The sequence below is a fragment of the Staphylococcus pasteuri genome (genome assembly GCF_030547725.1).
GTDB lineage: Bacteria > Bacillota > Bacilli > Staphylococcales > Staphylococcaceae > Staphylococcus > Staphylococcus pasteuri.
In genome coordinates this window covers 1-352 of sequence record NZ_JAUOQO010000090.1, presented here as the reverse complement: position 1 = coordinate 352, position 352 = coordinate 1, and the positions used below count along the sequence as shown (strand labels likewise).

General features: G+C 62.8%; 1 protein-coding gene. It reads left to right on the top strand.

Features of this window, described 5'->3' with window-relative positions; genetic code table 11:
• Positions 1-165: 165 nt before the first annotated feature.
• Positions 166-352: hypothetical protein (locus Q4528_RS12920; protein ID WP_303521882.1), on the top strand; the 187-nt coding region annotated here is incomplete at its 3' end.

The following is a 352-nucleotide window of genomic DNA, read 5'->3' as shown; positions in this document are numbered from 1 at the left end:
GTCGACGAAGACGGTACCGCATGGGGCGGCGCGATTGTTGGCGCATTGGCCGGTGGGGCCGCCGGCGCCGGTGACGCCAGCGAACGCCGGGAAGAAATAGTTGTGCAATGCATGCGTGGTCGCGGCCACCGTGTTGTCGGATAGAAAGGCATCGCAATGGCCCATATGCTTCTGCGCCGACCGCCCCGGCTATGGGCGATTTACGAACTCTTCAAAGGGGCAGCTCGTTCAGAGCTGCCCGCAAATTCGGACAAGCCGCGCAACACCAATCCCCCCCGACCAGAGCCAGGCAATCGCAACGGGATGCGCGGCACCGCTTCTGATTACAGCCAGCAAATCTCGATGGCCAAGG